Origin of the sequence: Enterobacter ludwigii (genome assembly GCF_001750725.1) — a bacterium.
Taxonomy (GTDB): domain Bacteria; phylum Pseudomonadota; class Gammaproteobacteria; order Enterobacterales; family Enterobacteriaceae; genus Enterobacter; species Enterobacter ludwigii.
In genome coordinates this window covers 2629726-2650365 of the sequence record NZ_CP017279.1, presented here as the reverse complement: position 1 = coordinate 2650365, position 20640 = coordinate 2629726, and the positions used below count along the sequence as shown (strand labels likewise).

The window sequence follows — 20640 nt, the reverse complement described above, 5'->3', positions numbered from 1 at the left end:
GTAATTTGGGCCGCATCTCGTGGATTAGCAGATTGTTTTTTCTTCAATGAACTTGTTAACCAGCGTCATTAACTCGTCCGTTGTCGGTTGAGCAAGAGCCTGCTCTGCTAACACCTTCGCATCTTCGAAGTTCGTGTTACGGATAATCTTCTTAATGCGCGGGATGGAAATGGCGCTCATAGAGAATTCGTCCAGACCCATACCCAGCAACAGAAGTGTAGCACGTTCGTCGCCTGCAAGCTCACCACACATGCCAGTCCATTTACCTTCTGCATGAGAAGCATCAATAACTTGCTTGATCAAGTTCAGTACGGACGGTGACATTGGCTGGTAGAGATGTGAAATCATATCATTACCACGGTCAACTGCCAGGGTGTACTGCGTTAAATCATTGGTACCGATACTAAAGAAATCAACTTCTTTGGCTAAATGACGCGCAATGGTCGCTGCCGCAGGTGTTTCCACCATCACGCCGATCTCAATTGACTCGTCAAATGCTTTACCTTCGTCGCGCAGTTCCTGTTTGTAGATTTCGATCTCTTTCTTCAGTGCACGCACTTCTTCAACAGAGATGATCATCGGGAACATGATGCGCAGTTTACCGAAAGCAGACGCACGCAGGATAGCGCGAACCTGATCGCGCAGGATCTCTTTACGATCCATCGCGATACGAATCGCACGCCAGCCCAGGAACGGGTTCTCTTCTTTCGGGAAGTTCATGTACGGCAGCTCTTTGTCGCCACCGATATCCATGGTACGGACGATAACCGCCTGAGAGCCACACGCTTCAGCCACAGCTTTGTACGCAGCAAACTGTTCTTCTTCAGTTGGCAGCGCATCACGGTCCATGAACAGGAATTCAGTACGATAGAGACCCACACCTTCCGCGCCGTTGCGCTCAGCGCCATCGACGTCACGTACGGTACCGATGTTTGCGCACACTTCAACCTGATGACCGTCCAGAGTGATGGCAGGCAGGTCTTTCAGCTTAGCGAGTTCCGCTTTTTCAGTCGCAACCTGCTCCTGAACCGCGCGCAGTTTTTCGATCTCTTCGTTAGTTGGGTTGACGTAAACCACGTTGTTTACGGCATCCAGAATCAGATAATCGTCGTTTTTAACCTGAGAGGTGACGCTACCGGTACCCACAATGGCAGGCAGTTCCAGAGAACGCGCCATGATAGAGGTGTGGGAGGTACGGCCGCCCGCGTCAGTGATGAAACCGAGGACCTTTTTCAGGTTCAACTGTGCGGTTTCAGACGGGGTCAGATCGGCGGCAACCAGGATGACTTCATCCTGAATAGCGCTCAGGTCGATAATGGCCAGACCCAGGATGTTGCGCAGCAGGCGCTTACCGATGTCACGTACGTCAGCCGCACGCTCTTTCAGGTATTCATCATCCAGTTCTTCCAGGGCAGTTGCCTGACCTTCGATAACTTCATGCGCAGCAGCGTCTGCCGTCATGCTTTTATCTTTAATCAGGGCTATGATTTCCTGCTCCAGCTCCTCATCTTCGAGCAGCATGATGTGCCCTTCGAAGATGGCTTCTTTTTCTTCACCGAAAGTTTCGCCAGCTTTAGTCTTGATTGCTTCCAGTTGCGCAGATGCCTTGGCACGACCGCTCAGAAAACGTTCAACTTCCTGATCAACCTTGTCGGCAGAAATTTTTTTCCGGTCGATGACGATCTCGTCTTCTTTCAGCAGCAGTGCTTTGCCGAAAGCGATACCCGGGGATGCTAAAATGCCTGAAATCATAACCCTACCTTACTTGTGACTGATATTTAAAAGAACCCGGAAACTTACTCGAGCTCAGCCATCAGTTTTACCAGATGCTCAACTGCTTTCTGCTCGTCTTCACCTTCAGCAGAGATGGTGACAACGGTACCCTGAGTCAGACCCAGAGTCTGCAGTTTGAACAGGCTTTTTGCGCTGGCGCTTTTGCCGTTGGAAGTCACAGTGATTTCAGAAGTGAAGCCTTTCGCTTCTTTAACAAACTGAGCAGCAGGGCGGGTGTGCAGACCGTTCGGAGCGGTAATGGTAACTTCTTGCTGGAACATTGTATTTCCCCAACTTATAGGTTTAGTGTTGTGGAACTAAAGTCTAGCCTGGCGACTTAACTTTAGCCTGTATTGTTAGCGCTGACGTTTCGATCGTCATTAAACATTATGCAGTGAAAGCAAGACTTGAACCAAATCATAAAATCGATTCAGCAAGGCTATTTCGTTCACTGATTAATTTCACGCATCAAAATAATTGCTGGTTTAAATACCAGACCCAACGGGGTGAATCAATGCCAGGAGGGGTAAAACTTTGAAGCAGGCCACAAAAAAGCACCCAAAAAGGTGCTTTTTTACGCGTTATTAACATGCTGGCATTACTGTTGCAGTTCTTTTTCAGTGAACAGATCGGCAAACAGTGCGGTGCTCAAGTAACGCTCACCCGATGAAGGCAGGATAACCACAATATTCTTATTGGTAAAGGCCTCATCTTCCTGAAGTTTGAGCGCTGCCGCAACAGCAGCACCGGAAGAGATGCCCGCCAGAATACCTTCCTCGTCCATCAGACGACGTGCGGTAGAGATAGCTTCTTCGTTGGTGATGGTCACCACTTTATCAATAAGCTTCAGATCCAGGTTGCCCGGAATGAAGCCGGCACCGATACCCTGAATTTTATGTGGGCCGGGTTTGATCTCTTCGCCCGCCAGCGCCTGGGTGATCACCGGTGAGTCGGTTGGTTCCACGGCAACGGTAATCAGGTCTTTTTTACCTTTTGTGCCTTTTATATAGCGCGACACGCCAGTCAGGGTTCCGCCGGTGCCTACACCGGAGATAAATACATCAACCTGACCGTCGGTATCTTCCCAAATTTCCGGGCCGGTGGTCTTTTCGTGAATTTCCGGGTTCGCCGGGTTGCTGAACTGCTGCAGCAGCAGATATTTCGCCGGATCGCTGGCAACAATCTCTTCTGCTTTCTGAATCGCACCCTTCATGCCTTTGGCACCTTCGGTCAGCACCAGGTTCGCGCCCAGCGCTTTCAGCAGTTTGCGACGTTCGATGCTCATGGTTTCAGGCATGGTCAGCGTCAGTTTATAACCGCGCGCCGCCGCAACATAGGCCAGTGCGATACCGGTGTTACCGCTGGTCGGTTCAACCAGCTCAACGCCTGGCTTCAGCACGCCACGTTTTTCAGCATCCCAAATCATATTTGCACCGATACGGCACTTTACGCTGAAGCTCGGGTTACGTGATTCGACCTTCGCCAGAATGCGTCCATTACCGATACGGTTCAGTCGAACCAGGGGCGTATGACCGATAGTCAGCGAGTTGTCTTCATAAATCTTACTCATGGCCTGTCCTTAACTGTATGAAATTGGGATACCGTCCCAGCATACCTGTTGAACAGGTAGGGGGAAGTAAGGAATTCGCATATCTATATACTGCAAGGAAATAATGGGGATCAGTATGGAATAAGGGGCGGCATAAGCCACCCCCTTTTTACACATTTTTGCATTACTTCCATAACGCGTGCTTAGCACGGTAGCAGTCAACCCACATCGCCGTTGCGCCGCAAACGGCGACCGGCATGATGAACAGGTTGAGCACCGGGATCATGGTGAACAGACTGGTCAGCGCCCCGAATTGCATATTCGCGACTTTTTGCGTGCGCAGGGCGCTGCGCATCGTTTTGAACGGCACCTTGTGGTTATCGAACGGATAATCGCAGTACTGGATTGCCAGCATCCAGGCGCTGAACAGGAACCACAGCACCGGGGCCACCGTCTGACCGACGCCAGGGACAAAATAAAGGATAAGCAGCACAATGGCGCGGGGAAGATACCAGGCAAACTTCTGCCATTCGCGCTTCATGATGCGTGGGATATCTTTCATGATCCCCAGCATGCCCGTATCCGGCGGCGTTGCACCGGTAAGACGTGCTTCCAGCTGTTCTGCCAGCAGGCCGTTAAACGGCGCAGCGATCCAGTTTGCAATCGTCGAGAAGAAGTAGCCGAACACCAGCAGCACGGAGATGACCGCAACCGGCCAGAGCAGGTAGTTCAGCCACTGCAGCCAGTCCGGCACATGGCTCATCAGCGAAGGGATCCAGCTCTCCAGTCTGGTGAACAGCCACCAGAACGCGCCGCCCATCAGGATAATGTTAATCAGCAACGGCAGAATGACGTAGCGACGAATCCCCGGCAGTGAGACCAGTTTCCAGCCCTGAGAAAAATACCAGACGCCGCTGCGCGGGTGAGAAGATGATGTTGAAACCATAACCAGGCTGTACTCCTTTTTTCACAACCAGTGGAATTGCCCGCCTATATTATCCACTTACGGACCAATGACCAGTTCGGAAATGTTCGAAAAAACAGCAAAAAGCACGATTTAGTTCATCTTTATGCTGTGAATGCTCTGCACACACTTGCACTTGACGTAAACGGCAAATACTCTTAGTGAGTAAATGTTTGCCGTGGTGGCAAGGTGTTAGAACAACAGAGAATATAATGATGCAGGATTTGCGTCTGATATTAATCATTGTTGGCGCGATCGCCATAATCGCTTTACTGGTACATGGTTTCTGGACCAGCCGTAAAGAGCGTTCCTCTATGTTTCGCGATCGCCCACTGAAGCGCATGAAGTCCAGTCGTGATGACGATGACAGTGAAAATGACATCGACGGAAGCGACGACGACGGCGTGGGTGAAGTTCGTGTTCATCGGGTCAATACTGCGCCCGGCGCGGCTCATGGGGAGCATGAAGCCCCTCGTCAGCCTCCGCAGCACCAGTATCAACCGCCGTATGCTTCTGCACAGCCGCGCCAGCAGGCGCCGCAGCCTGGAGAAGAGCCGGTGCGTCAGCCGCCGCAACAGCCTGTCCATCAGCAGCCTGCTGCGCCACAGCCGGTTCAGCAACAGCCTGTGCAGCAACCCGCGCCACAACAGCCTGCACAGCCGGTACACCAACCGCAGCAGCCTGTTCACGTGCAGCCTGCACCTCAGCCTGCGCCGGCCCCGCTCGTTGAACCAGAGCCCGTGGTTGAGCCAGAACCGGTTGTTGAAAAACCGCAGCGTAAAGAAGCGGTCATCATCATGAACGTGGCTGCGCATCATGGCACCCACCTGAATGGCGATGTCCTGCTTAACAGCATTCAACAGGCAGGCTTCAAGTTTGGCGACATGAATATTTTCCATCGTCACCTGAGTCCTGACGGTAGCGGTCCGGCGCTGTTTAGCCTGGCCAATATGGTCAACCCTGGCACCTTTGACCCGGAAATGACCGGTGATTTCGTGACGCCGGGTGTCACTATCTTCATGCAGGTGCCGTCCTACGGTGATGAACTGCAAAACTTTAAGCTGATGCTGCAGTCCGCACAGCACATTGCTGACGAAGTCGGTGGTGTGGTGCTCGACGATCAGCGTCGTATGATGACGCCGCAGAAATTGCGCGAATATCAGGACCGCATCCGCGAAGTTAAGGAAGCCAACGCGTAATCATCGCGTTTACATCGACTCCTCCTCAACCCCCGCATGTCGGGGGTTTTTTCTCATTGATGGTGTGATATGGACTCAATCGAACAACAACTCACTGAACTGCGAACCACGCTTCGCCATCATGAATACCTCTATCATGTTATGGACGCGCCGGAAGTGCCGGATGCGGAGTATGACCGTCTGATGCGCGAGCTGCGCGAACTAGAGGCGCAGCACCCGGAATTGATTACGCCCGACTCACCCACGCAGCGCGTGGGCGCGGAGCCGCTGGGTGCTTTCAGTCAGGTACGTCATGAAGTGCCAATGTTGTCTCTGGACAACGTCTTTGATGAAGAGAGCTTCCTCGCGTTTAACAAGCGCGTGCAGGATCGCCTCAAAAGCAGCGACTCCCTGACCTGGTGCTGCGAGTTGAAGCTGGATGGTCTGGCGGTCAGCCTTCTCTATGAAAACGGTGTGCTGGTGCGTGCCGCGACGCGGGGTGATGGTACGACGGGTGAAGACATCACCACCAACGTACGCACCATCCGTGCGATCCCGCTGAAGCTGCAAGGGGATAATATTCCAGCCCGTCTGGAAGTGCGCGGTGAAGTATTCCTCCCGCAGGCGGGCTTCGAGAAAATCAACGAAGAGGCGCGCCGTACCGGCGGGAAAGTGTTTGCTAACCCGCGTAATGCGGCGGCAGGCTCCCTGCGCCAGCTTGATCCCCGTATCACCGCGAAGCGACCGCTTACTTTCTTCTGCTATGGCGTCGGGATTCTGGAAGGCGGTGAACTGCCGGATACCCATCTCGGACGTTTATTGCAGTTTAAAGCGTGGGGCCTGCCGGTGAGTAACCGTGTTCAGCTGTGCGACTCCCCGGAAGCCGTGCTGGCGTTCTACCACAAAGTGGAAGAAGACCGCCCGACGCTTGGTTTTGATATTGATGGCGTGGTTATCAAGGTTAACTCACTTGTGCTGCAGGAGCAGTTAGGCTTTGTGGCGCGCGCGCCACGCTGGGCAGTGGCGTTTAAATTCCCGGCGCAGGAGCAGATGACCTTTGTCCGTGACGTGGAGTTCCAGGTGGGCCGTACGGGCGCGATTACCCCGGTTGCCCGTCTGGAGCCGGTGCAGGTTGCCGGCGTGCTGGTGAGTAACGCCACGCTGCATAACGCCGATGAAATTGAACGTCTCGGCCTGCGCATTGGTGACAAAGTGGTGATTCGTCGCGCGGGCGATGTTATCCCGCAGGTGGTGAACGTGGTTGAGTCAGAGCGTCCTGACGATACGCGCGCCATCGTGTTCCCGACGCATTGCCCGGTATGCGGATCTGACGTTGAGCGCGTTGAAGGTGAAGCGGTGGCTCGCTGTACGGGTGGCTTAATCTGCGGGGCACAACGTAAAGAGTCACTGAAGCACTTCGTTTCCCGTCGGGCGATGGACGTCGACGGAATGGGCGACAAAATTATCGATCAGCTGGTAGAGAAAGAATATGTTCATACGCCTGCAGATCTCTTTAAACTGACCGCGGGTAAACTCACGGGTCTTGATCGCATGGGACCGAAGTCGGCCCAGAATGTGGTTAATGCCCTGGATGCTGCCAAAGAGACGACTTTTGCCCGATTCCTTTATGCGCTCGGTATTCGCGAAGTGGGTGAAGCCACGGCGGCGGGGCTGGCAGCGTATTTCGGTACGCTGGAAGCTCTGGAAAAAGCGAGTATTGACGAGCTGCAGAGAGTCCCGGACGTGGGGATTGTCGTCGCGACGCATGTCTTTAACTTCTTTGCCGAAGAGAGCAACCGCGAGGTGATCGGCAAGCTGCTGGAAGAGGGCATCAGATGGCCGGCTCCGGTCGTGGTCAACGCTGACGAGATCGACAGCCCGTTTGCCGGCAAAACGGTCGTGCTGACCGGCAGCCTGAGCCAGCTTTCACGTGATGATGCTAAAGCGCGACTGGTTGCGCTGGGCGCAAAAGTGGCAGGCAGCGTGTCGAAGAAAACCGACCTGGTTATTGCCGGGGAAGCCGCCGGTTCGAAGCTTGCTAAAGCTCAGGAGCTGGGCATTGAGGTTATCGACGAAGCGGAAATGATGCGCCTGTTAGGAGAGTAACGTGGAGAAAGAGCAGCTCGTTGAGATCGCCAACACGGAGATGCCATTCGGTAAATATAAGGGCCGCAGGCTGATTGATTTACCGGAAGATTATTTGCTGTGGTTTGCCCGCAAAGATGGGTTCCCGGCCGGACGACTGGGTGAGCTGATGGCTATCACGTTACTGATTAAAACCGAGGGGCTGACGCAGTTGGTTCAGCCCCTGAAACGTCCTTAAGCTTTCGCGGCGCGGGTCTCTTCCTGCGCCAGTTTTTCCGTCTGGCGTTTGTAACGACGTGCCAGCACCGCGCAGACCATCAGCTGGATCTGATGGAAAATCATCAGCGGCAGTACCATCATCCCTATCATTGAGGTCGGGAAGAGAATGTTTGCCATAGGAATGCCGTTCGCCAGGCTCTTCTTCGAGCCACAGAAGACAATGGTAATTTCATCGGCTTTGTTGAAGCCGCACTTGCGGGCCACAAAGACGTTTACGCCAATCACAATCGCCAGCAGAACAAGGCTGACCACCACGATAAACAGCAGCGAGCCTGCGCCCACCTTATGCCAGATGCCATTCACAACCGCTTCACTGAAGGCCGAATAGACCACCAGCAGAATCGACGACTGGTCGGTTTTTGAGATCCATTTTTTGTGCTTTGCAACAAACTCGCCTGTCCACGGACGAGAGAGATGACCCAGCACAAACGGCAGCAGCAGCTGCAGACAGATTTTACCTACCTGTTCCAGGTTACCTTCCGCACCGTGCATGTTCATCAGCAGACCTACCAGCAGCGGCGAAACGAAAATCCCTAACAGGCTGGATGCCGACGCTGAACAGACTGCGGCTGCGACGTTACCGCCCGCCAGAGAGGTAAACGCGATAGCGGACTGCACGGTGGCCGGCAAAATGCACAGATACAGGAAGCCGGTATAAAGGGCCGGGTCGACATTCACCGGCGCCCACCATGCGAATAGCACGCCGAGTACAGGGAAGAGGATGAACGTGCTGCACATCACCCACAGGTGCAGTCGCCAGTGGCTCCCCCCCGCAATAATGGCTTCGCGCGAGAGCTTTGCGCCGTGCATAAAGAACAACAGCGCGATGGCTGCGGTCGTCAGTCCTTCAAAAAAAGGAACGAACCCGCCCCGCGCAGGGAAGAAGGAGGCCAGTAATACCGTGACAACCAGAGTAAGCGTAAACGGATCAAGAATACGAAATAGTTTCATAATGACTCCTGAAAACAGATATAGCTATTGTGCTTTTTTCTGTTTGAGAAATAAAATTGATTTATTGCATCCATTCATGAATTAAACAGATGAATTATTCCTTACGCCAGCTTCGCATCTTCGTCACCGTAGCCCATGCCCGCAGCTTCAGTCGGGCAGGGGAGATCATCGGCCTGAGCCAGTCCGCGGTAAGCCACAGCGTGAAAGAGCTGGAGAGCCAGACGGGTGTCCGGTTGCTTGATCGCACCACGCGTGAAGTCGTGCTCACGGAAGCCGGACAGCAGCTCGCTCAGCGCCTTGAACGGCTGCTGGACGAACTCAACAGTACGCTCAGAGATGTAGGTCGACTGGGGCAGCAGCTGTCGGGTACCGTGCGGGTTGCGGCCAGCCAGACGATATCCGCGCACCTTATCCCGCAGTGTATTGCAGAGGGTAATCATTGCTATCCGGATATCGATTTTGTTTTGCATGACAGGCCGCAGCAGTGGGTGCTGGAGAGCATCCGTCAGGGTGATGTGGATTTTGGTATTGTTATCGATCCCGGTCAGGTGAGTGACCTGGAATGTGAAATTGTGCTTTCTGAGCCGTTTCTGTTGCTTTGCCGGGACGACGATCCGCTAGCCGCGCAGCCGTCTGTTCATTGGCAGGCGTTGCAGGGAGCGAACCTGGTATTACAGGATTATGCCTCGGGCAGCCGTCCGCTGATTGATTCTGCGCTGGTGACGCAGGGCGTTAAGGCGACCATTGTGCAGGAGATTGGACACCCGGCAACGCTTTTTCCCATGGTGGAGGCCGGCATAGGGATCAGTGTATTACCCGCCCTGGCGCTCCCTTTGCCGCAGGGAAGCCGTCTGGTCGTGAAGCGACTGACGCCTGCTATTGAGCGAAAACTGATGCTGGTACGGCGAAAAAACCGTTCACTCTCCGGGGCTGCGCAGGCTATCTGGGAAGTGGTGCGTATCCAGGCGCAACGATTAACCGAGGCCCGTATACGCGATCCACTGTTTAACTCAACAGAGCGTTAGACGTAGATGTCTATTTGATGATTGTCTGATGCGTTCTTCGGGCCTTCCACGTTGACCAGACTTTGCTCTTGTTTCTTCTGAGCTTCTTCCGCCTGCTGGCGCTGCAGCTGTGCGAGCTGTGCCTGCAGCACTTTGATTTGCACCTGGATTAGCTCCTGCTGTTTCTTCTTCTCTTCCGCACTGCCGGAACCGTTCGCAACCTCTTTTAACTGTTGAGTCAGCTTGGTTATCTTGTCAGTGATACGGCTGATCTGGGCAGCGATATCGTTGCCGCCGGAAGAACGACTCCCGCCACCGCTGGTTTGAATGGGCTGGGTTGTAGCCTGAATGGTCGTCATACTTTTTCCTCTCGCTGTAAAACAGAGGTATCGGCGCCAACGCAATTAGCTTGAGCAAAACTGCCATATCTGGCAGGGAAAGGTATTGATACCAAATCAGTATTGATGATGCAGAGAAAGTGTATTGGAGGTAACCCGCAGGCTCCAGATATAAGACTAAGGTCATGCGATCGGTGATATCGCGATCTTAATTCTCAAGGAGCTTTTATGACCCTCTCGAATAATCCCTGGTTCTCTGCAGACATCATTCGTGCCGCTAAACCTGATTTCACTCCGCGGGTTGCGTTTATTCTCGGCTCAGGTCTTGGCGCGCTCGCCGAGCAGATTGTTGACGCTGTGGTACTGAGCTATGAAAAACTGCCGGGCTTCCCGGTGAGCACCGTTCACGGTCACGCCGGTGAGCTGGTGTTGGGGCATCTTGCCGGTGTTCCGGTCGCCTGTATGAAAGGGCGCGGTCACTTCTATGAGGGCCGCGGCATCGCCGTCATGACCGATGCAATCCGCACCTTCAAACTGCTGGGCTGCGAACTGCTGTTCAGTACCAATGCCGCCGGTTCGTTACGTCCGGAGGTTGAACCGGGAAGCCTGGTTGCCCTCTGCGACCACATCAACACCCTGCCGGGTACTCCGATGGTCGGGCTGAACGATGACCGTTTTGGCGACCGTTTTTTCTCGCTGGCCAATGCTTATGACGCAGATTGCCGTGCCCTGCTGCAGACCGTGGCGAGCGAGAAGGGCTTTCCATTGCATGAGGGGGTGTTTGTCTCTTATCCAGGCCCTAACTTCGAAACTGCGGCTGAGATCCGCATGATGCAGATCATCGGCGGAGATGTGGTGGGAATGTCAGTGGTGCCGGAAGTGATCTCGGCGCGCCACTGTGGCCTGAAGGTGGTCGCCGTTTCGGCCATAACCAACCTTGCTGAAGGTCTGAGCGATGTAAAACTGTCGCATGAACAAACGCTTGCCGCCGCCGAACTCTCTCGCCAGAACTTCATCGATCTTATCTGCGGTTTTCTGCGCCAGCTTGCCTGAGCGAAACAACACCGTGGCCCGTGAGGGCCACTCTGCTATAAGGAATCGGGTATGAACATCACGACGCGCTTAAAGATGATGTCCTTTATGCAATATTTTATCTGGGGAAGCTGGCTCGTTACTCTCGGCGCTTACATGATTAACACCCTGGGTTTTTCCGGCTCGGACGTGGGTATGGTCTACAGCTCGAAGGGGCTTGCCGCGATCGTCATGCCCTCGCTGGTGGGCATTATTGCCGATAAGTGGCTGCGGGCAGATCGTGCATATGTGATTTGCCATCTCGTCTGTGCCGTTGCGCTTTGCTATGCCGCGCAGGTCAATGAACCGGGGCTGATGTTCTGGGTCATGCTGGTTAATGCCATGGCCTTTATGCCAACCATTGCGCTTTCGAATACCATTTCCTACTCCTGTCTTGAGCAGGCAGGGCTGGACACGGTGACCCATTTTCCAACGGTGCGGGTCTATGGCACGGTAGGCTTCATTGTGGCGATGTGGGCCATAAGCCTGATGGGTGCAGAGTTAACCAACATTCAACTCTACATTGCTGCTGCCGCGTCGCTGGTACTAGCGCTCTATTCACTGACGTTACCGGCCATTCCGGTGGCGAAGAATAAAACCTCATCGTCGCTGACAAGCAAACTTGGCCTGAATGCGTTCGTCCTGTTTAAACAGCCCCGAATGGCGGTGTTCTTTTTGTTTGCGATGCTGCTGGGCGCCGTGCTGCAAATCACCAATACTTTCGGTAGCCCCTTTCTGCATGATTTTGCGCGTAATCCGGCGTATGCGGAAAGCTTTATCGTGAAATATCCTTCTATTTTGCTCTCCGTCTCGCAGATGTCAGAGGTGCTGTTCATCCTGACCATTCCTTTCTTCCTCCGACGTTTTGGCATAAAAACCGTGATGCTGATGAGCATGGTGGCCTGGATGCTGCGTTTTGGACTCTTTGCGTATGGCGATCCTTCCGCGACAGGCGTCGGGCTGTTGATGCTGTCAATGCTGGTCTACGGTTGCGCGTTCGACTTCTTCAACATCTCCGGTTCGGTGTTTGTCGAACAGGAGGTAAGCGCTGATATCCGCGCCAGCGCGCAAGGGCTGTTTATGACGACCGTTAACGGTATCGGTGCTTATTTCGGATCGGTATTGAGCGGCGCGGCGGTAGATTATTTCTCCGTGGATGGGGTGAAAGACTGGCAGACCATCTGGCTGGTATTTGCGGCGTATGCGTTGGTGCTCGCCGTGGTGTTTTATTTCAGCTTTAACTATCGCCACACCAGTAAAAACAGCGAGTTGTGCACAGTTGCGCATTAAAGTTTTCCCGGCAGGCGGTGAAAGGCTTTAAGGTGGGAGCATAAGTGTTATCGCCAGGATATGTGTTGATGGAACGCGTCTACCGAACCGACCTTAAGCTGCTCCGCTATTTTCTGGCCGTCGCTGAGGAACTTCATTTTGGACGGGCTGCGGCCCGTCTCAATATGTCGCAGCCGCCGTTGAGCCTGCATATAAAAGAGCTGGAAAGTCAGCTCGGTACCTTACTGTTTATTCGCCACTCACGAAGCGTCGCCTTGACCCATGCGGGTAAAGTATTGATGGAAGAGTCCCGTCGACTGCTTGCCAGCGCAAACCAGGTACTGGCGCGGGTCGAACAAATTGGACGGGGTGAGGCGGGGCGGATTGCGCTGGGCATTGTCGGTACCGCCATGTGGAGCGAAGTGCGCACGGTCATGCGCACATTTTTGAAAGAGCATCCGAACGTTGATGTCGTCTTTCGCGAAAAGTCGCCGGTAATGCAAATGGCGCTGCTGGAGCGTCGGGAGCTGGATGTCGGGATCTGGCGAATGGCAACCGAGCCCACTGCAGGATTTACCAGTATCCGCTTACGGGATGCGGCATTTCTGGTTGCGCTGCCGGAGGATCACCGGCTGGTGGGGGAAAGCGCAATTGCGCTCACCGAACTGCAGAATGAGTACTTTGTCACTATGCCGTCTGCGCATTCTGACTGGTCGTTCTTACAGCGAGTGTGTCAGCAGGCCGGTTTTTCACCGATGATAGTGCGTGAAGCCGATGAACCACAGACGGTGCTGGCAATGATCAGCATGGGAATGGGGATTACGTTAGCTGCTGACAGCTATGCGCAAATGCAGTGGCCCGGTGTGGTATTTCGTCCATTACAGGTACGTATACCGGCAGATTTGTATGTGGTGTATGACGAGAAGCAGGCGACACCGGCGATTAAGTCGTTGATAGCAACGTTGACGGAAGAGTGATGTTATACCGCAGATAGCAAAAAAGCGCCTTTAGGGCGCTTTTTTACATTGGTGGGTCGTGCAGGATGACTCGCTTCGCTCGCCCTTCGGGCCGTCGCCGTAAACGACTCCGTTGCCTCACTGCGTTCGGCTCGGACCTGCTGCAGGTTCGAATCATCCATACCGTAGATAGCAAAAAAGCGCCTTTAGGGCGCTTTTTTACATTGGTGGGTCGTGCAGGATTCGAACCTGCGACCAATTGATTAAAAGTCAACTGCTCTACCAACTGAGCTAACGACCCGAAATGGTGGGCGATGACGGGCTCGAACCGCCGACCCCCTCCGTGTAAAGGAGATGCTCTACCAACTGAGCTAATCGCCCATTTCGGAACTGCTGCGATAAGGTGAGAATGGTGGGCGATGACGGGCTCGAACCGCCGACCCCCTCCGTGTAAAGGAGATGCTCTACCAACTGAGCTAATCGCCCAATCTCAATACTTATCTACACTGCGAGTCTACTTAAGTAGATGGTGGGTGATGACGGGCTCGAACCGCCGACCCCCTCCGTGTAAAGGAGATGCTCTACCAACTGAGCTAATCACCCCCGCTGTGTGGAGTCGCATTATAGGGAGAGTTGAAAATGAGTCAACGCATTTTCTAAAGTTTTTATTCGTTCGTCGTAAAATTAAACAAAACGATCGCGAAACGGGCGATGACGCATGATTTCTAAACAAAAATCGCAAACTCCCTCACGATAAAGGGATCAACATTGAGGAATCCCCCCACAGTGATAGAATATTGCCCATTGTTTTTTTCCCAGGATTTGCCGATTGCCGGCATCTTTATAACGTAAGGCCATTTCATGAAAATCAAAACTCGCTTCGCGCCGAGCCCGACAGGCTATCTGCACGTCGGTGGTGCACGTACCGCTCTCTATTCCTGGCTTTTTGCACGCCACAACAAAGGTGAGTTCGTACTGCGTATTGAAGACACCGATCTCGAGCGCTCCACGCCGGAAGCAATTGAAGCCATTATGGATGGTATGAACTGGCTGAATCTGGAGTGGGACGAAGGCCCGTATTTCCAGACCAAACGTTTTGACCGCTACAACGCCGTGATTGATGAGATGCTGGTCGCGGGTACAGCGTATAAATGCTATTGCTCCAAAGAACGCCTTGATGCGCTGCGTGAAGATCAGATGGCGAAGGGTGAAAAACCGCGTTATGACGGCCGCTGCCGCCATGACCATAGCGAGCATGCTGCTGATGAACCGTGCGTGGTGCGTTTTGCTAACCCGCAGGACGGCTCGGTAATTTTTGACGACCAGATCCGTGGCCCGATCGAATTCAGCAACCAGGAGCTGGACGATCTGATCATCCGCCGCACCGACGGTTCCCCAACCTATAACTTCTGCGTTGTGGTTGACGACTGGGATATGGAAATCACGCATGTTATCCGTGGCGAAGACCATATCAACAACACCCCACGTCAAATCAACATCCTGAAAGCGCTGAACGCCCCTGTTCCGGTCTATGCGCACGTGTCCATGATCAATGGCGACGACGGCAAAAAACTGTCTAAACGCCACGGTGCAGTCAGCGTCATGCAGTATCGCGACGACGGCTATCTGCCGGAAGCGCTTCTGAACTATCTGGTGCGTCTGGGCTGGTCGAGCGGCGATCAGGAGATCTTTAGCCGTGAAGAGATGATCAATCTGTTCTCTCTGGGCGCGGTAAGTAAATCTGCGAGCGCGTTTAACACTGATAAGCTGCTCTGGCTGAACCACCACTACATCAATACCATGCAGCCGGAATATGTGGCGACATACCTGCAGTGGCACATCGAGCAGGCAAATATTGATACTCGTACTGGCCCTGAACTGGCGGAACTGGTGAAACTGCTCGGCGAGCGTTGCAAAACGCTGAAAGAGATCGCTGAAAGCTGCCGCTACTTCTATGAAGAGTTTGACGAGTTCGACGCGGACGCGGCGAAGAAGCACCTGCGTCCGGTTGCGCGTCAGCCACTCGAACTGGTGCGTGACAAACTGGCGGCGATGACTGACTGGACTGCCGAGAATGTGCATCATGCCATTCAGGCGACGGCAGATGAGCTGGAAGTTGGTATGGGCAAAGTGGGTATGCCACTGCGTGTGGCAGTAACCGGTGCGGGTCAGTCTCCGGCACTCGATGTTACCGTTCATGCCATTGGTAAATCACGCAGCGTAGCGCGCATTAACAAGGCGCTGGATTTTATTACTGAGCGCGAAAACCAGCAGTAATAACGCCTGAACCATGAAAAACGGCAGGGAGACCTGCCGTTTTTTTATGCATTAAATTCAGCAATGCCGAGACGTGCAAGAAAGCCGCGTATCCCTTCACGCTTCAGTAAGGCATCCAGACGCTCCTGCTCAAGGTGCGTCATATTCTCCAGCGTCTCGATGATCCCAGGACGCAAAGTAGAGGAGGGGTCACTGTACAATGATGTCACCTCCGCCAGATGGTACACCGCCTGACGGTTACGGACAGCCGGGAGGCTCATGATGTGCTCCTTCACGCGGGCATCAATGTGAATCAGCCGTGCACGTCCGCCTTTCACCCCATTGACGCCCTCGGTTTTCCATCCCTGCTGGCGTATCCAGCGGTTCACCGTTTGCCGTGCAACACCCAAATTTTCTGCCAGCTCTTCGGTGGTCATTTTGCTACGGAATCTTTTCATATCAGTTCTGGTCGCGTATCCCTAAACGTTGCAACAATCCGGTAATCCCTTCCCGCAGTAACAGTGATGTCATCTGCCTTTGCTCTTCCGGCGTCATTTCATTTGCCAGCGTCAGGAGCAGGGAGTGAAGCGAGCCATCATGGCTGGCACTTTCTGGTATCTCAGACGTTTCACTTGCCCGGCGCGCGCTGCGGATAAACTCACGCACTTTTTCATTAACGTGCACCAGACGCGCTTTGCCGCCCTGGACTCCTGGTTTTGGCGATGTAATCCAACCCTCTTTGCGTACCCATTTATTGATGGTCTGGCGGCTATAGCCAGTGAGCAGGGCTAACTCTTCTGGCGTCATTCGTTCCTTGATCATGCAATTTCCTGAGTATTCGTGGGGTTAATTAACGGCTCATTTTATAGCACCGTTTTAGAGGAAAATGTGACAGGCTTAACTCATGACTGCGAGCAGACTCGCAAAGTGATTCATTTGCATGATTTTTCGGCGATTGAACCGCCGTCATTGATTTTGCCGTTGACACTCCGCAGCGGAATTCATATTATGCCGCCCGTCAACATGACAGCTTTACGATGGGGCTATAGCTCAGCTGGGAGAGCGCTTGCATGGCATGCAAGAGGTCAGCGGTTCGATCCCGCTTAGCTCCACCACACTCTGAACCCAACAGAGTGCGGTCAGTAAAGTCAACATGTGGGGCTATAGCTCAGCTGGGAGAGCGCTTGCATGGCATGCAAGAGGTCAGCGGTTCGATCCCGCTTAGCTCCACCAAAATTTGAACCCTCGTCGAAAGACGGGGGTTTTTTTTATGCTTTTGTAAAACTCTTCACCCTAATTTGTTGCTGAAATAGAGGTGTTTTTGTACCTCACCTCAATCAAAATCAATAAAGCGGTCTATAAATAGACTTCAACTTGATTCGCGCAATTAATAAACCTATTATCCATCCGGGCAATGATACGAATGGAAAATAGATTATCTAACTTAATGAATAGAAAAACTTACAATAATGTAAAGATATTTATAACTGCCCTGGCGCTTTGCCTGGTTGCGGTGCCATTCTCCCGTTATATCTCTCCGCGCGCTGTTATTAATGGTCATGACGTATATTTAGCATGGCTGCCTTTAAGCGTAATGCTGGCGGTTATTCTGGTATTTGGGCGTCGGGCGGTTATTCCTGTTCTGTTAAGTTTTACTATCACTAATATATTCAGCATTGATTTAGCACCGCTACAATATTCAGTTTTATTGTTCTGTCAGACGTTCTCGGTGTTTGCGGGGTGCGGCATCCTCAGGATCATACTGGGCAAGCGCTGGCGCTACTGCGTGCCGAACAAGCATATTGGGTTACGGATATTTTGGCTCGGCTTTATGGTACCGATAGGCATAAAAGTGTCGATGTACTTGGCAGGTTATTTGTTCCATTTCCCGGTTACTATCTCAACCTTCTTCGGTGAAGGTACCGCAATTTATAACGTAGTCGATATACAAAGTCTGATCTGCGCGGCGTTGATATTTACCATGATGTTCTATTACCCGTTAAGAATGATAATTAATCCACGTTATGCCATCACCTTCTGGCGACGCAGTGTGAAGCCCGTGTTTTTTCAAAAGAAATCGCTATATATATTAGTCTGGCTGATGCTTTTAATCGTCATCCTCGCAATTTTATGTGCTCCTTTTGAGTCACCTATTATTGCGGGCTATTTAATGCCAGTGATTTTTATTCTCTTTACGTTAGGGATCAGTCGCCTGAGCTACGCGCTCATTTCTCTTTTCTGGGCGGCATCCGCACTTCTGCTGTTGACCTATAACTATAATTTCCTCAATGGCGTGGAGTCAGGCCATTCGCTCTCCTTTATTTTGTCTGTCCTTATCTCTTTCGCCATCTGTTTGCTCTACATGTCGCGGATTTATCAGCGCAGCGAGTGGCTGAAGCAGGACTGGCAGGACAGGGCGCTAACCGATCCGCTGACCGGTTTACCGAACATTCGTGCACTGGAAGATTTTTTGCAGGACCACCCTGATGCCAAAGTGTGCTGTCTGCGAATGGACAACCTCGAGTTCTTGAGTCGTCACTACGGCATTCTTATGCGGGTACATTGCAAACGGATGGTGACCACCTCGCTGCAGCCATTTTTGCAAAAAGATGAGCGGCTTTTCCAGCTCCCGGGCAGCGAACTGGTGCTGGTATTGCTGGGGCCGGGAACCGCTGAGCGCCTGCAGCATATGGTCGATCAGCTGAACAGCCGTAAGATTGTCTGGAACAACACCGGGCTGGATATTGAATTTGGCGCTTCCTGGGGAATGGTTGAGAACGGTGAGAAGTTACACCATACGCTGGGGCAGCTCAGCTGGCTGGCTGAGCAATCTTGCGGAGCGCATAATGTACTGGCGCTCACCAATAGCCTCGAGGTGGCATCAGGACAAACAACCGAGCGGGTTTTGATGTTAGCGCGCATCAAACATGCTCTGGATGCCGGACAGTTTCATTTATACGCCCAGCCAATCCAGAAGGCAGATGGTAGCGGGTATTACGAAATACTGACGCGCATGGAAAGCGAGGGCGAGATCATCACCCCAGACCGCTTTATACCCCTGATAGCCCAGTTTAACCTGAGCCACCGCTTCGACATGTGCGTGATGGAAAAATTACTGGTGTGGCTGCGCGATCATCCAGCGACGCATGCCGGAGTGCGTTTTTCTGTCAATCTGATGCCCCTGACGTTGATGCAAAAAGAGGTGGCCATCGAGATTTGCTCGCTCTTTGAACGCTATGGGGTTGCACCACAGGCGGTGGTGATTGAGATCACCGAAGAGCAGGCTTTCTCTAATTCGGGCAGCAGTATCAAAAACATTCAGCAGTTGCGGGATTGCGGTTTCCGGATCGCGATTGATGATTTCGGCACCGGATATGCCAACTACGAACGTCTCAGACGTCTGCAGGCGGACATCATCAAAATTGACGGGTGCTTTGTTAAAGATATCTGTACCGACGATATGGATGCGATGATCGTGCAGTCGATTTGCAACCTGGCGAAGACGAAATCACTGAGTGTGGTGGCCGAATATGTTGAAACGCCGGAACAGCGGGAGAAGCTGCTTCACTTCGGGGTCGACTATCTGCAGGGTTACCTGATTGGCAAACCCAAACCGCTTAATGAATTACGGGCATAAAAAAACCGGGAGCTGAGCTCCCGGTTTTTATTTCTCTGCAGGTGTTACAGTACCAGTGCCGCAATAGAGGCAGACAGTACGCTCACCAGCGTAGAACCGTAAACCAGCTTCAGACCGAAGCGAGAAACCACGTTACCCTGTTCTTCATTCAGACCTTTAATCGCACCGGCGATAATACCGATGGAAGAGAAGTTAGCGAAGGAGACCAGGAACACGGACAGGATGCCTTCCGCGCGTGGAGAGAGCGTGCTGGCAATTTTCTGCAGATCCATCATTGCAACGAATTCGTTAGAGACCAGTTTAGTCGCCATGATACTGCCTACCTGCAGCGCTTCATGTGCAGGAACACCCATCACCCAGGCAACCGGGTAGAAGATGTAGCCCAGAATGCCCTGGAAGGAGATACCCAGAACCGCTGCGAACAGGGCGTTCAGAGCAGAAATCAGGGCAATAAAGCCGATCAGCATCGCCGCAACGATAATCGCCACTTTGAAACCAGCCAGAATGTACTCACCCAGCATTTCGAAGAAGCTCTGACCTTCATGCAGATTTGCCATCTGCAGGTTCTCTTCGCCTTCGTCAACACGGTACGGGTTGATCAGAGAGAGAACGATAAAGGTACTGAACATGTTCAAGACCAGCGCGGCAACCACGTATTTAGGTTCCAGCATCGTCATATACGCACCCACGATAGACATGGAGACGGTAGACATTGCGGTGGCTGCCATGGTGTACATGCGGTTGCGGGACATCTTACCGAGGATGTCTTTATAGGCGATGAAGTTCTCAGACTGACCCAGGATCAGGGAGCTGACGGCGTTGAACGATTCCAGTTTACCCATGCCGTTAACTTTAGAGAGTACGGTACCAATGGCGCGGATAACGACGGGCAGAACACGAATGTGTTGCAGAATACCGATCAGCGCAGAGATGAAGACGATAGGGCACAGTACCTTCAGGAAGAAGAACGCCAGACCTTCGTCGTTCATTTTACCGAAGACAAAGTTCGTCCCTTCGTTGGCGAATCCGAGCAGTTTTTCGAACATTTCGGAGAAGCCTTTTACGAAGCCAAGCCCCACGTTGGAGTTCAGGAAGAACCACGCGAGCAAAACTTCAATAACGAGAAGCTGAACAACAAAGCGGATGCGGATTTTTTTACGGTCATGGCTGACCAGTAACGCAAGCGCAGTAACGACAACGAGTGCCAGGACAAAATGAAGGACGCGGTCCATATTTGCTCCAAATATGAGGCAGGTTTAATTTTCGTGCACATTCTATGTAACAAGCGAAAAGAAAACGAGATCAAGGACACACTATAGTTACATCCTGT

Annotated in this window: 18 protein-coding genes, 6 tRNA genes and 1 other RNA gene; 11 read left to right on the top strand and 14 right to left on the bottom strand. The window is 52.7% G+C overall.

Annotation, left to right across the window (positions count from 1 at the left end; genetic code table 11):
- Positions 1–24: 24 nt before the first annotated feature.
- From ptsI to cysZ, 4 genes are all read right to left on the bottom strand, one after another.
- The gene (gene ptsI / locus BH714_RS12415) at positions 25–1752 is read right to left on the bottom strand and encodes a phosphoenolpyruvate-protein phosphotransferase PtsI (protein WP_014171087.1); all 1728 of its coding nucleotides are present in this window, start codon (positions 1750–1752) and stop codon (positions 25–27) included.
- Positions 1753–1796: 44 nt separating this feature from the next.
- Positions 1797–2054 (bottom strand): phosphocarrier protein Hpr, encoded by a 258-nt coding sequence (gene ptsH, locus BH714_RS12410; RefSeq protein ID WP_000487600.1) that lies wholly within the window; start codon positions 2052–2054, stop codon positions 1797–1799.
- 317 nt (positions 2055–2371) lie between these two features.
- Positions 2372–3343 carry a cysteine synthase A gene (gene cysK / locus BH714_RS12405; protein WP_020883087.1) on the bottom strand — a complete coding sequence of 324 codons (972 nt, stop codon included), beginning with the start codon at positions 3341–3343 and terminating at the stop codon, positions 2372–2374.
- A gap of 163 nt (positions 3344–3506) precedes the next feature.
- Positions 3507–4268, bottom strand: a complete 762-nt coding sequence (gene cysZ, locus BH714_RS12400; RefSeq protein ID WP_032678655.1) for a sulfate transporter CysZ — start codon at positions 4266–4268, stop codon at positions 3507–3509.
- Between the two features lie 230 nt (positions 4269–4498).
- On the opposite strand from cysZ, the gene zipA reads away from it, so the two are divergent.
- The 3 genes from zipA (at position 4499) to BH714_RS12385 (ending at position 7787) form a co-directional block, all read left to right on the top strand.
- Entirely contained in the window at positions 4499–5485 is a 987-nt protein-coding gene (gene zipA / locus BH714_RS12395) for a cell division protein ZipA (protein ID WP_020883089.1), read from the top strand.
- A 69-nt stretch (positions 5486–5554) separates the two neighbouring features.
- Positions 5555–7570, top strand: a complete 2016-nt coding sequence (gene ligA / locus BH714_RS12390) for an NAD-dependent DNA ligase LigA (RefSeq protein WP_032678654.1) — start codon at positions 5555–5557, stop codon at positions 7568–7570.
- 1 nt (position 7571) lies between these two features.
- Complete coding sequence (locus BH714_RS12385) at positions 7572–7787, top strand: DUF3820 family protein (protein WP_014171082.1); 216 nt, start codon at positions 7572–7574, stop codon at positions 7785–7787.
- Here BH714_RS12385 and BH714_RS12380 read toward each other — a convergent pair.
- Positions 7784–8779: a bile acid:sodium symporter family protein gene (locus BH714_RS12380; protein ID WP_040018091.1), complete on the bottom strand. Its 996-nt coding sequence runs from the start codon at positions 8777–8779 to the stop codon at positions 7784–7786. The genes BH714_RS12385 and BH714_RS12380 overlap by 4 nt on opposite strands.
- Positions 8780–8868: 89 nt before the next feature.
- Between BH714_RS12380 and BH714_RS12375 the strand changes: the two genes are divergently transcribed.
- Positions 8869–9804: a LysR family transcriptional regulator gene (locus tag BH714_RS12375; protein WP_040018089.1), complete on the top strand. Its 936-nt coding sequence runs from the start codon at positions 8869–8871 to the stop codon at positions 9802–9804.
- Here BH714_RS12375 and BH714_RS12370 read toward each other — a convergent pair.
- Complete coding sequence (locus BH714_RS12370) at positions 9801–10142, bottom strand: FlxA-like family protein (protein ID WP_020883093.1); 342 nt, start codon at positions 10140–10142, stop codon at positions 9801–9803. The two genes, BH714_RS12375 and BH714_RS12370, sit on opposite strands and share 4 nt — an antisense overlap.
- A gap of 207 nt (positions 10143–10349) precedes the next feature.
- Between BH714_RS12370 and xapA the strand changes: the two genes are divergently transcribed.
- The 3 genes from xapA (at position 10350) to BH714_RS12355 (ending at position 13438) form a co-directional block, all read left to right on the top strand.
- Positions 10350–11174, top strand: a complete 825-nt coding sequence (gene xapA / locus BH714_RS12365) for a xanthosine phosphorylase (protein ID WP_020883094.1) — start codon at positions 10350–10352, stop codon at positions 11172–11174.
- Positions 11175–11225: 51 nt separating this feature from the next.
- Entirely contained in the window at positions 11226–12482 is a 1257-nt protein-coding gene (locus BH714_RS12360; protein WP_025203502.1) for a nucleoside permease, read from the top strand.
- A 68-nt stretch (positions 12483–12550) separates the two neighbouring features.
- Entirely contained in the window at positions 12551–13438 is an 888-nt protein-coding gene (locus tag BH714_RS12355) for a LysR family transcriptional regulator (RefSeq protein ID WP_040018087.1), read from the top strand.
- A 49-nt stretch (positions 13439–13487) separates the two neighbouring features.
- On the opposite strand, the gene BH714_RS12350 is transcribed toward BH714_RS12355, so the two are convergent.
- From BH714_RS12350 to BH714_RS12330, 5 genes are all read right to left on the bottom strand, one after another.
- Positions 13488–13615: non-coding RNA, RtT sRNA (locus tag BH714_RS12350), on the bottom strand.
- Positions 13616–13642: 27 nt separating this feature from the next.
- Positions 13643–13718: transfer RNA gene (locus BH714_RS12345), tRNA-Lys, on the bottom strand.
- A 4-nt stretch (positions 13719–13722) separates the two neighbouring features.
- Positions 13723–13798: transfer RNA gene (locus tag BH714_RS12340), tRNA-Val, on the bottom strand.
- A 29-nt stretch (positions 13799–13827) separates the two neighbouring features.
- A tRNA-Val gene (locus BH714_RS12335) sits at positions 13828–13903 on the bottom strand.
- 41 nt (positions 13904–13944) lie between these two features.
- Positions 13945–14020 (bottom strand) — tRNA-Val (locus BH714_RS12330).
- Between the two features lie 258 nt (positions 14021–14278).
- Between BH714_RS12330 and gltX the strand changes: the two genes are divergently transcribed.
- The gene (gene gltX / locus BH714_RS12325; RefSeq protein ID WP_040018086.1) at positions 14279–15694 is read left to right on the top strand and encodes a glutamate--tRNA ligase; all 1416 of its coding nucleotides are present in this window, start codon (positions 14279–14281) and stop codon (positions 15692–15694) included.
- A gap of 44 nt (positions 15695–15738) precedes the next feature.
- On the opposite strand, the gene BH714_RS12320 is transcribed toward gltX, so the two are convergent.
- Both BH714_RS12320 and BH714_RS12315 read right to left on the bottom strand, forming a co-directional pair.
- Positions 15739–16131, bottom strand: coding sequence for a YfeC-like transcriptional regulator (locus BH714_RS12320; protein ID WP_014171073.1), 393 nt, complete (start codon positions 16129–16131; stop codon positions 15739–15741).
- Between the two features lies 1 nt (position 16132).
- Positions 16133–16495, bottom strand: a complete 363-nt coding sequence (locus BH714_RS12315) for a YfeC-like transcriptional regulator (RefSeq protein WP_014171072.1) — start codon at positions 16493–16495, stop codon at positions 16133–16135.
- A gap of 217 nt (positions 16496–16712) precedes the next feature.
- On the opposite strand from BH714_RS12315, the gene BH714_RS12310 reads away from it, so the two are divergent.
- The 3 genes from BH714_RS12310 to BH714_RS12300 all read left to right on the top strand — a co-directional run bounded on the left by BH714_RS12310 (position 16713) and on the right by BH714_RS12300 (position 19310).
- Positions 16713–16788: transfer RNA gene (locus BH714_RS12310), tRNA-Ala, on the top strand.
- A gap of 42 nt (positions 16789–16830) precedes the next feature.
- Positions 16831–16906, top strand: a tRNA-Ala gene (locus BH714_RS12305).
- 214 nt (positions 16907–17120) lie between these two features.
- Positions 17121–19310: a sensor domain-containing phosphodiesterase gene (locus BH714_RS12300; protein WP_040018085.1), complete on the top strand. Its 2190-nt coding sequence runs from the start codon at positions 17121–17123 to the stop codon at positions 19308–19310.
- Between the two features lie 44 nt (positions 19311–19354).
- On the opposite strand, the gene BH714_RS12295 is transcribed toward BH714_RS12300, so the two are convergent.
- Positions 19355–20542, bottom strand: coding sequence for a NupC/NupG family nucleoside CNT transporter (locus BH714_RS12295; protein ID WP_014171069.1), 1188 nt, complete (start codon positions 20540–20542; stop codon positions 19355–19357).
- Between the last annotated feature and the right edge of the window lie 98 nt (positions 20543–20640).